The organism is Halomonas marinisediminis (genome assembly GCF_004347715.1).
GTDB classification, from domain to species: Bacteria; Pseudomonadota; Gammaproteobacteria; order Pseudomonadales; family Halomonadaceae; genus Halomonas; species Halomonas icarae.
Map to the genome: position 1 here is coordinate 107,886 of NZ_SLTR01000012.1, position 11,172 is coordinate 119,057.

Annotated in this window: 9 protein-coding genes and 1 pseudogene; 8 read left to right on the forward strand and 2 right to left on the reverse strand. The window is 56.7% G+C overall.

Going from position 1 to position 11,172, the window contains the following annotated elements; translation table 11 throughout:
* Positions 1–186 precede the first annotated feature (186 nt).
* The 5 genes from E0702_RS10340 (at position 187) to E0702_RS10360 (ending at position 5,804) form a co-directional block, all read left to right on the forward strand.
* On the forward strand, positions 187–477 hold the full coding sequence (locus tag E0702_RS10340; protein WP_132043513.1) for an exodeoxyribonuclease VII small subunit: 291 nt from the start codon (positions 187–189) through the stop codon (positions 475–477).
* Positions 461–1,351 carry a (2E,6E)-farnesyl diphosphate synthase gene (gene ispA, locus E0702_RS10345; RefSeq protein WP_132043515.1) on the forward strand — a complete coding sequence of 297 codons (891 nt, stop codon included), beginning with the start codon at positions 461–463 and terminating at the stop codon, positions 1,349–1,351. Before E0702_RS10340 ends, ispA begins: the two co-directional genes overlap by 17 nt.
* A gap of 16 nt (positions 1,352–1,367) precedes the next feature.
* Positions 1,368–3,344 carry a 1-deoxy-D-xylulose-5-phosphate synthase gene (dxs, locus tag E0702_RS10350; protein ID WP_132043517.1) on the forward strand — a complete coding sequence of 659 codons (1,977 nt, stop codon included), beginning with the start codon at positions 1,368–1,370 and terminating at the stop codon, positions 3,342–3,344.
* Entirely contained in the window at positions 3,344–4,114 is a 771-nt protein-coding gene (gene djlA / locus E0702_RS10355) for a co-chaperone DjlA (protein ID WP_132043519.1), read from the forward strand. The genes dxs and djlA overlap by 1 nt, the downstream gene beginning before the upstream one ends.
* A 142-nt stretch (positions 4,115–4,256) precedes the next feature.
* Entirely contained in the window at positions 4,257–5,804 is a 1,548-nt protein-coding gene (locus E0702_RS10360; RefSeq protein WP_132043521.1) for a Na+/H+ antiporter NhaC family protein, read from the forward strand.
* A 293-nt stretch (positions 5,805–6,097) separates the two neighbouring features.
* Here the strand turns inward: E0702_RS10360 and E0702_RS19920 are convergent.
* Positions 6,098–6,299: pseudogene (locus tag E0702_RS19920) on the reverse strand (IS1380 family transposase); the annotation flags it as partial.
* A gap of 179 nt (positions 6,300–6,478) precedes the next feature.
* A complete protein-coding gene (locus E0702_RS10365) occupies positions 6,479–7,366 on the reverse strand; it encodes a LysR substrate-binding domain-containing protein (protein WP_132043523.1) in 888 nt (295 codons plus the stop codon).
* Between the two features lie 152 nt (positions 7,367–7,518).
* Between E0702_RS10365 and E0702_RS10370 the strand changes: the two genes are divergently transcribed.
* The 3 genes from E0702_RS10370 (at position 7,519) to phnX (ending at position 10,947) form a co-directional block, all read left to right on the forward strand.
* Complete coding sequence (locus E0702_RS10370) at positions 7,519–8,676, forward strand: 2-aminoethylphosphonate--pyruvate transaminase (RefSeq protein ID WP_132043544.1); 1,158 nt, start codon at positions 7,519–7,521, stop codon at positions 8,674–8,676.
* Positions 8,677–8,737: 61 nt separating this feature from the next.
* A complete protein-coding gene (locus E0702_RS10375; protein WP_132043525.1) occupies positions 8,738–10,075 on the forward strand; it encodes an MFS transporter in 1,338 nt (445 codons plus the stop codon).
* Between the two features lie 44 nt (positions 10,076–10,119).
* Entirely contained in the window at positions 10,120–10,947 is an 828-nt protein-coding gene (gene phnX, locus E0702_RS10380) for a phosphonoacetaldehyde hydrolase (RefSeq protein WP_132043527.1), read from the forward strand.
* Positions 10,948–11,172 lie beyond the last annotated feature (225 nt).

Below are 11,172 nucleotides of genomic sequence, written 5' to 3' on the forward strand. Positions count from 1 at the left end.
GTTATCGTATCACAGCCTCCGGATGAGCCAGGATGAAAATGCTGCGCTGCTCATATGAGTCAGGCGCAAGTTCATGGCGACCCCCGGTCCGGCACGCGGTGGGGAGACGACCCCCCGGGGAGAGCGTGTATACTGTCGCCCCTTGAACGAACTCTTTCTGACTATCGGGGGCGGTAAAGGAGCACCATGGCTGAGCGCAACGAGCGGTCCCGGGAACCACAGGCCGATGACGCCTCGTCCGCGGACTTCGCCGCCACCGTCGAGCGGCTCGAGGGGCTGGTGGCGCGTCTGGAGTCCGGCGAGCTGTCGCTGGAAGAGTCGCTTGCCGCCTTCGAGGAGGGGGTGCGATTGACGCGTGATGCCCAGCGTCGCCTCGATGAGGCGGAACTCAAGGTGCGTGCCCTGACCGAGGGCGCCCAGGGCGGTATCGAACTCGAGCCCTTCACACCGCCGTCGGAGGATGACAGTGAACGCTGAGACCCTGACGACCGCGTTGGCCGCGGATCGTGCGCGCGTGGATGCGTGCCTGGAGGCACTGTTCGCCGAGCGTGTCGCTCCCGCCCCGCGGCTCGAGGCCGCCATGCGCCACGGCGTGCTGGTGGGGGGCAAGCGGCTGCGCCCGGTGCTGGTGTATGCCGCCGGTCGCGCCCTGGGCGCCGATGATGATGCCCTCGATGCCCCGGCCATGGCCATCGAGCTGATCCATGCCTACTCGCTGGTTCACGACGACCTGCCGGCCATGGACGACGATGATCTGCGCCGCGGCCAGCCGACCGTGCACCGCGCCTATGACGAGGCCGCGGCGATCCTCGCCGGTGATGCGCTGCAATCGCTCGCCTTCGAGGTGATTGCCCGCTCCCGGCACCCCCGGTTGGCGGCGATGATCGCCAGCCTCGCCGAGGCATCGGGGCGCGATGGCATGGTGGCCGGCCAGGCCCTGGACCTCGAGGCCGTTGGCGGCCACCCTGATGTCGCGGCCCTGGCGACCATGCACGCCCACAAGACCGGGGCGCTGATCCGTGCCGCGGTGCGTCTTGGCGGGCTGGTGGCGGTGAGCGAGGATGATGCGCGCCTGAACGCCCTGGACGCCTACGCCCGGGCCATCGGCCTGGCCTTCCAGATCCACGACGACGTACTCGATGTGATCGGGGACACGGCTACCCTGGGCAAGGCCTCGGGCGCCGATGCCGTTCGCGACAAGCCCACCTATCCGAGCCTGATGGGGCTCGAGGGGGCTCGTGCCCGGGCGGCGGGGCTGGTCGAGGAGGCCGCCGCCGCCCTGGCGCCGCTGGGTGAGTCAGCCTTCCCGCTGCTGGCGCTGGCCCGATACATGATCGAGCGTGACCACTGACACGACAGATGCCCACATGAAGCTGTTCGATGATATTCCCGTCGAGCGTCCGGCCACGCCGCTGCTCGACACTCTGGACACTCCGGCGGCGCTGCGCGCCATGTCTACCGCGCAGCTGGCGCAGGTGGCCGATGAGCTGCGCGCCTACCTGCTCTATAGCGTGGGGGTCTCCGGGGGGCACTTCGGGGCCGGCCTCGGCGTCGTGGAGCTCACCGTGGCCCTGCACCAGGCGCTGGAGACGCCCCATGACCGCCTAGTATGGGACGTGGGCCATCAGGCCTACCCCCACAAGATCCTTACCGGGCGCCGTGAGGCGATGCCCAATATCCGCCACCATGGTGGGCTGGCCGCCTTCCCGCGGCGCGCCGAGTCGGAGTTCGACACCTTCGGTGTCGGCCACTCCAGCACCTCGATCTCGGCGGCGCTCGGCATGGCCCTGGCCGCCCGCACCCGCGGCGAGCGGCGGCGGGTCTGCGCGGTCATCGGCGACGGCGCCCTGACCGCGGGGATGGCCTTCGAGGCCCTGGCCCATGCCGGTCATGTCGATGCCAACCTGCTGGTGGTGCTCAACGACAACGAAATGTCGATCTCCGAGAACGTCGGCGGCATGGCCAGCTACCTGGCACGCATCCTGACCAGCAAGCCCTATACCAGCATGCGCGAGGGCGGCAAGAAGGTGCTCTCCCACCTGCCCGGGGCCCTGGAGCTGGCGCGGCGAACCGAGGAGCACATGAAGGGCATGGTCAGCCCGGCCACCCTGTTCGAGGAGATGGGCTTCAACTATATCGGGCCCATCGACGGTCACGACCTGCCGCTGCTGGTGCAGACCCTGCGCAACATGCGAGACCTGGAAGGGCCCCAGTTCCTCCACGTCAAGACCCGCAAGGGCAAGGGCTTCCTGCCCGCCGAGGCCGACCCTATCGGCTATCACGCGATCACCAAGCTGGAGAAGGGCGAGAACAACGCCACCCCGCCACCGCTCAAGCCGGTCGCCCAGGGCAGCAGCGACGCGGCTTCCCCGCCGCCCCCCAAGCCGCGCAAGTATTGCAGCGTCTTCGGCGACTGGCTGTGCGATATGGCCGCCGCCGATCCGCGCTTGATCGGTATCACCCCGGCGATGCGCGAGGGATCGGATATGGTGCGCTTCTCGCAGACCTACCCCGATCGCTACTTCGATGTGGCCATCGCCGAACAGCATGCCGTGACCCTGGCGGCGGGCATGGCCTGTGAGGCCATGAAGCCGGTGGTGGCGATCTACTCGACCTTCCTGCAGCGTGGCTATGACCAGTTGATCCATGATGTGGCGGTACAGGATCTGGATGTCACCTTCGCCATCGACCGCGCCGGTCTGGTGGGCGAGGATGGCCCGACCCACCACGGCAGCCTCGACCTCTCCTATCTGCGCTGCGTGCCCGGCATGGTGGTGCTGGCGCCGGCCGATGAGGCGGAGTGTCGAGCGATGCTCAGCGCGGCCTATCATCACCCCGGGCCGGCGGCGGTTCGCTACCCACGGGGTACCGGCCCCGGCACCGCGATTCCCGCCCACCTCGAGCCGGCCCCCATCGGGCAGGCGCAGCTGCGCCGCGAGAGCGACGCCGAGAGTGGGCGGCGGGTGGCCCTGCTGGCCTTCGGCAGCCTCAATACGCCGGCGGCCGAAGTGGCCGAGCGACTCGATGCCAGCCACCTCAATATGCGCTCGGTGAAGCCCCTGGATCGAGAGGCGGTGCTGGCGGCGGCAGCCGACCATGACCTGCTGGTGACCCTGGAGGAGAATGTGGTGGCCGGTGGAGCCGGTAGTGCCGTCAACGAGCTGCTGGCCGCCGAGGGGATCTCCAGGGAGGTGCTCAATCTCGGCCTGCCCGACGCCTTCGTCGAGCACGGCAAGCCCGGCGAGCTGCTGGCCGAATGCGCCCTGGATGCCGATGGCATCGAGGCTTCCATTCGACGTCGCCTGGTGGCCGTCGACGCCACCGTGAAAGAGGAGATGCGCTGATGTGGTTTGTCGTTCTGATTGGCGCAGGCCTCGGCTACCTGATCGGAGGGCTCGTCGGCGCGCTTATCGGTGGCGGGCTCGGTTACTGGCTCGTCGCCCGCCTGCGCCGCAGCATGCTGGGCAAGCTGGCCGCCTCCCAGGCGCAGTTTCTCTCCTCGACCTTCGCGGTCATGGGCTGCCTGTGCAAGGCCGATGGCCAGGTCACCGAAGATGAGCTGGATGCCTCGCGGCAGCTGTGGGAGCGGCTGCGCCTGAACGAGGCCCAGCGTGCCAGGGCCCGGGCCGACTTCAATCGCGGCAAGGCGGCCGACTTCGACCTGGATGCCGAGCTGGCGAAGGTGCGCAGCCTGCTGGGAAGCCAGCCCGCGCTGCGTCAGGTATTCCTGCAGGTACAGCTGGCGGCGATCGCCGCCGACGGACGCCTGCATCCCGCCGAGCGCGAGATGCTGATGCGGGTGGTACGCGGACTCGGCTGTTCCGAGGCGGAGATCGCCCAGGTCGAGGCGATGCTGCATGGCGCCGGTCAGCAGGCCGGGGGTGGTGCGGCCAGCGGCCCGACCCTGGCCGATGCCTACCGGGTGCTGGGGGTCGAGGAGGATGCCAGTGACGCCGAGGTCAAGAAGGCCTATCGGCGCCTGATGAGTCAGAATCACCCCGACAAGCTCGCCGCCAAGGGGTTGCCCGAGAGCATGCGCGAGGTGGCCAAGGAGCGTACCAGCGAGATCAGCAACGCCTACGATCGCATTCGCAAGGCGCGCGACGTCGCCTGAACCTTCGAAGACTCCCCGATTCCCCCTTCAGGCGTGAGTTGGCCGTGAGTTGGCCGCGACTTGATCGATCACCAGCCGCGCCAACTACGTCACCAACCACGGCCATCAAGAACGCCACCAAGATCCAAGGAGAGCATCCGTCATGTCTTTCGGTGCCTTTTCCCTGCTGCCGCCGTTGTTGGCGATAGCGCTCGCGCTGATGACGCGCAACGTGATTCCGGCCCTCTTCTGCGGGGTCTGGCTGGGTGCCACCATGCTGGCAGGTGGCAACCCGGCGGCGGGGCTCTATGACACCTTCGATGCCTTCATCATCCCCAGCGTGGGCGATGAGTGGAGCGTGACGGTGCTGATCTACTGTGGCCTCTTCGGCGTCCTGATCGGTGTGCTGGAGCGCTCGGGAGGAGCCCAGGCCATTGCGCACTGGATCTCGGCGCGGGTGGCGTCGCGGCGCGGCGCCCAGGGGGCCACCATGGGACTCGGGGTGCTGATCTTCTTCGAGGACTACTTCAATGCCCTGACCGTGGGCAGCGTGATGCGCCCGATCACCGACAAGATGAAGGTCTCTCGGGAAAAGCTGGCCTATATCGTCGACTCCACCTCGGCGCCGATGTGCCTGCTTGGCCCGGTATCCACCTGGGTGGTGTTCGTGATGGGGTTGATCGGCACGCAGCTGGTCGATATGGGCGCCAGTGGCTCCGAGTACCTGATCTACCTGTCGACCATACCACTGAACTTCTATGCCTGGCTGGCGCTCGGGCTGATTGCCTTCCTGCTGATCACCCAGTGGGACTTCGGTCCCATGGCCGCGGCCGAGCACCGTGCCCGCACGACCGGCGAGATAATGGCAGCCGGCGCCATGCCGCCCTCCGAGCGCCATACCGTCAGCGACAGCGCCGTGAACGAGGAGCAGGCACGCAAGCGCAATATGCTCGTGCCGATCGGCGTGCTGCTGGTGATGATTCCACCGCTGTTTCTCTGGACCGGCAACTTCCCCGAGAATGACCTGGTCACCGCGGTGGGCAATGCCAAGGGCGGGCTGTCGATCCTGCTGGCGACGCTGGTGGCCGTGGTGGTTGGCCTGACCATGGGCATGATGCAGAAGCTGTTCGATTTCCGTGAAGCCATGGATATCGTGGTCGATGGCATCAAGAGCATGACCCTGGTCTACATCATCCTGACGCTGGCCTGGTCGATCGGCAGCGTGACCTCGGAGCTTGGCACCGCCGCCTATCTGGTGACACTGGCCGAAGCGAGCCTGTCGCCCAGCCTGGTCCCGGTGCTGCTGTTCGTGATCGCGGCGCTGGTGGCGTTTACTACCGGCACCTCCTACGGCACCTTTGCGATCATGATTCCCATCGCCATGCCGGTGGCCGCGGCCATGGACCTGCCGCTGGCGCTGACCATCGCGGCGGTGCTGAGTGGCGGCATCTTCGGTGATCACTGCTCGCCCATCTCGGATACCACCATCCTCACCTCTGCCGGGGCATCCTGTGACCATATCGATCACGTACGGACCCAGCTTCCCTATGCGATCACCGCAGGCAGTGCGGGTATCGTGGCCTTCTTCGTCGCCGGGCTGACGGGGAGCGCCCTGCTGGGTGGGGCCAGCGGCGTGGTCGTGCTGCTGACCATTGCCATCGCGCTCAGGCTGCTGTGGGGAGCGCCCCGCAAGCGGGTGGCGACCAAGTGAACTGAGGCGAGCCCGGTGGCTCTGTTAACCCTGCCTCATTCGTGAGGGCGCTGATCGAGCCACGTGAAGGGCCTTTCTTCCGGTCACGGCCCCCAAGAGGAGCATTGGCAGCGTGAGAGTCTGCCAGCATATGCTAAAATAAGGTTTTTTTCGCCTATATATGACTTTTAGTAACGGGTTGAAGCCACCAGAGCAGCCGAGGTCGTCAGCCACTATGGTGGCACTCTCAGTCGTAGTGTCGCTGGGCGTCAGCTCAGCGCAGTTAATTCCGGCTGCCCATTCAGCAACGTCGGTCACCACTTGTCGGCAGTCGCCTCGAGGCGAGCAGTGATATGTCTAGCATGCACTGACTAGCGGCGACCCACCTGCTTACGCATCCTGGTCAGACTCCAGCCGTGCCGGTGTCAGCCGCTCCAGCAGTCATTGCAGGCCATACAGGACTTGATGCCTGTAGAGACTCAGCAGCATTCGCATCTCATTGCGAGCCATCATGTCCTAGATGGTGAAGGTGCGGGGATCCTATATACCTTTAATATAGTTTGCTATTTAGCTTGCATCGAATGCTGGGAAAATTTACTCAAGTTAGCGAGCCTGCCAATTAGTAAATCCTCTGCTCTTAGGGGGCGACACCAGACACGAGCGCAGTGTTTATGAATTATTATATACTAACTATCTTATATTTTTGTTCTTATATTGTTTTTAACACAGTCAATAAACGCGGATGTTGTGGCCTTCTCGCTTTGAGAAGTTTGCCAAGAAAGTATTTCACTCATCTTAGCGCTACAACCTCTTATTGGTATAGATGCTATATCTTTGTAGCCTTTTTTTTCAGCCTCTGACACGACACTGATCCCTAGTCCAGCTAGCACCATTTCCAACACTGCTTCCCGGCCTTCTACTTCAATTGAAGGAAAAATAGGAAGCTCTTTTTCTTTCATTGTTTTTTCGAATACAATTCTAGTCATTGATCCTTTTTCTCGAATGACAATGGGCTGATTGCTTAGCTCATGTAGCTCTACTTCTTTCCTACCTGACCATGGGTGGCTTGTTGGTGCAATCACGACCAACTTATCCCTGCTGAGCTCAATCGTGCTAAGGCGAGGGTCAATTATATTGCTTGGCTCTGCCGTCACCGAAAAGTCAGACTCATGCTTTATAACTTTTTTTATGCATTCTTCTGAGTTCCCAGAGCTTAACGTGAAGGATATATTGGGGTGTTTTTCCTTGAATACTTTTATATATGGCATCACATGGACGGGCGAGTCAGCAGCAATTGATATACTGCCGGTCTGCAACTGCTTGGATTTGGTTAGATAGGACTCGGCATCATCCGTTGCAGAGAAAATAGTGTTGGTAATGGATAGAAGTTTTTCACCTTGTTGCGATAAGGTTATTTGGCGTTTGGATCTGACTAATAAACTTATATTATATCTGTCTTCTAGCTTTTTAACTTGATCCGATACTGCAGGCTGGCTCAGATTTAATCTTTTAGCTGCAAGAGTGAAGCTGCCACTGGTTGCAACAGCATGAAATGCCCGTAACTGAGAATGAGAAATAGTCATAATTATAACCCAGGATTATTTTCTTCATAGGATAAATCGATTTTACCTATTTTTCAAGGTTTGCTTTGCTGTCGGTTGTGCGGATCAGCCTTTTTGCTCGGCGCGCGACACACCCAGAAACAACACAGTAGTGAGGCGAAAAAATGACAACCATGACAGAAGCCCAAAAAATCAACGCAGAGTCATTGAAACTGAAAACCTCCGCTGGAGAACCCTACCTTTTGACACCAGGTCCTCTAACGACCTCACTAGCTACCAAGGAAGCGATGCTGCGTGACTGGGGATCGTGGGATGCGGACTTTAATCAAGCCACGGCTCATATCAGGTCTAGCCTATTGGAAATGGCGGGTGCAGATAGTGACACCTACGTGTGTGTACCGATGCAGGGGAGTGGTACCTTCTCCGTTGAGGCGTCGCTAGCCACCGCAATTGATGTCAAGGGAAAGGCCCTTCTTCTCATGAATGGCGCCTATGGAAAAAGAGCAGCCCTAACACTTGACTATTTAAAAAGAGATTATGTTGTTCTGGATAAAGGGGACTACCTCCCTCCCTCACCTGAGGAGGTGGATGAAATCCTCACGCAAAATGCTGATGTTACCGATGTTTTTCTTGTGCACTGTGAGACAAGTTCAGGAATTTTAAATCCACTTAAAGAGATATCAAGCGTTGTTAAGAAGCATGGAAAAGGGCTGATTGTTGATGCGATGAGCTCATTCGGTGGTGTGCCATTGACCGTTAGTGAAGTTCCCTTTGATGTGATGGTCTCATCGGCCAATAAATGCATCGAAGGTGTCCCTGGTTTTGGATTTGTTATCATCAAAAAAACACTTCTAGAAAGTAGTAAAGGGCGCTCACACTCACTGAGTTTAGATTTGTATGAGCAGTGGAAGCATATGGAGAAAACTGGTCAGTGGCGCTTCACTCCGCCCACACACACTGTGATTGCCTTCCATGAAGCTCTGAAGCAACATGCTGAAGAAGGGGGAGTCGCTGGTCGCCATAGCCGTTATAGTCGCAACAGAGATGTACTTGTATCAGGAATGAGAGCGTTAGGATTTGAAACCTTGCTGGATGATGTATGGCTTTCTCCCATAATCACAACGTTCTTGTCACCAGATAACGAAAATTTTGAATTTAAGAAGTTTTATGATGAGCTAAAGAAAAGAAATTTCATCATCTACCCTGGGAAGCTTACTGAAGTAGAGAGTTTCCGGATGGGTTGCATTGGACAAATTGATGAGTATGTCGTGCTTGACCTTATAAAAGCAGTCGAAGAATCTCTTGCAGCTATGTCTGTTGATGGAGTATAGGTGTTAGATTGAATAGTCAATAGTGTTCTTGCAATATTGAAAAAGAGAGTGGTATATAACAATGAACAAATACCAATATAGAAAAACTCTTCTAGAAGAGGCAGTTAGCTCTATTGGAAGATGGAGGTGGCAGATTTTTGCAATCACCTGGATTGCTTATGCTGCCTTCTACTTTACAAGAAAAGCTTTTTCAATAGCAAAGCTTGGTATAGCGGATGATCCCACCTTTGAGTTAGAAAAATCGGTTATGGCGCAGCTGGATGCTACGTATCTAGCCGCTTATGCAGTAGGACAGTTTGCCTGGGGTATTCTGTCCGATCGATTTGGCCCACGTGTGGTTGTGTTGGGGGGACTGATTATATCTGCTGCTGCAGCATTTATAATGGGAACGTTTGCAACGGTACCAATCTTTGCTGCTTGCATGGTTGTTCAAGGGCTTGCTCAGTCAACTGGATGGTCGGGTCTTTGCAAGAATGTGGGTAGTTTTTTTGCCGTAAAAGAGCGTGGGCGAATCCTTGGATTATGGAGCTCCTGCTATGCTTTTGGAGGATTGGTAGCTTCTCCTTTTGCAGGCTACTGGGCATATACTGTTTTCGACTCATGGAAAGCAGCGTTTATTTCCAGCTCTATTTTTGTTGGGGTAATTGCACTGCTTTTCTTTATCTTTCAGAGGAATAAACCAAAAGACGTTGGCTTACCTCCGGTCGATCCGGAGGCCGAAGAAGAGCAGGAGCTGCTTCAAGAGGAAGGAGCGAGCTTTTTACAAAGCCTCTCTAAAACCCTGAGAAATAGAACGGTTGTTACTTTGGGTTTAGCTTATTTTCTACTAAAACCGGCACGCTATGCGATCCTGTTTTGGGGGCCTGTCATGGTCTATGAGAAAATGCCCGAAATTGGAAAGGTTGCAGCAGCTATTGTTCCAACCGCATTTGAAGTGGCAGGACTTTTTGGGCCAATCGTTGTAGGCTTTATTTCTGATAAATTGTTTAATGCCCGTCGGTTTCCTGCATGTACTGTCAGCCTAATAGTTCTATCAGGGCTTCTGATACTATTTGTCCCAGCCATGCAGACTGGAAGTGTTGCTGTTGTTGTCGCTTTACTATTTATGGTTGGCTTGACGTTATATGGGCCTGACTCGATGATCTGTGGGTCAGCTGCGATAGACTTTGGAAAGGGATCAGCTGCCACAGCTTCAGGGTTTGTAAACGGCTGCGGTTCTGTAGGAGCAGTAATGGGAGGATTGTTGCCTGGCTTCTTCGATACAGAAACTGTTTTCATGGTGTTTACAGGGACTGCAATTGTTGCAACTATCATTTTGTCAATGAACTGGAATGTTACGCCTGAGAGTGTCGAGAAAAAAAGGTTAAGCGACCTAGATAAATCAAAAGCTGTTGCATAGCTTTAGATTATTAATAGTTAATAAAATTCCCAGGAGGCAGTGAAATGAAATATCAAAACCCTAAGTCAGTTCAGGCCGTAGTCCTAGATTGGGCGGGAACTGTTGTTGATTTTGGATCATTCGCACCTACTCAGATTTTTGTGGAGGCTTTCTCAGAGTTTAATGTCGAGGTGACTTTGGAAGAGGCTCGTGGCCCTATGGGAATGGGGAAGTGGGATCATATTCGAACTCTGTGCAATGAAAATGCTATTGCTAATAGGTTCAAAGAAGAGTTTGGAAGGCTTCCTACTGATGAAGATGTGACTACGATTTATAATCGCTTCATGCCTCTTCAGATTAGTAAGATAGGGGAGCATTCAGAAATTATCCCTGGTGCACTAGACGTTATTAATGATCTTAGGAAGAACGGAGTTAAAATTGGTTCCTGCTCCGGATACCCTGCTGTTGTGATGGAAAAAGTGGTTGAGATGGCAAAGGAGAATAACTATGTGGCAGACTGTGTTGTTGCCACTGATGAGGTTCCTAACGGCAGGCCTTATCCAGCACAGTCGCTGTCTAACGTCATGCAGTTGGGTGTGAGTGATGTGGCGGCGTGTGTTAAAGTCGATGATACGACCCCCGGTATTCTAGAGGGCAGGAGCGCTGGGATGTGGACAGTGGCTCTCACCTGTTCAGGAAATGCGCTTGGTGTAACTTATGATGAGTATGTCAGCATGCCTAAAGATTTGCTGGCTAAAGAGAAAAAGCGGGTTGAAGAGCTTTTCAAAGACTCTCGGCCACATTACATGATTGAAACTATCAATGAGCTACCCGCTGTGATTGCAGACATAAATGCCAGGCTTGAAAAGGGAGAAATGCCACAGTCTTTCTGATGTATGAACGCGCGAGTAGATTGTGCTCGCGCATTCATTAGCGGTAGTGGTTTTAAAGACGCTAGCATTATTGTAAATATAAATATTTATTGTGAATAAACGACAACAAGAGAAACTACTATGATCTATTCCAATCCCGGCAGTACTGATTCCCCGGTATCCTTCGAGTCGCGCTACGGCAACTATATCGGTGGCGAGTTCGTTCCGCCGGTCAAGGGGCAGTAC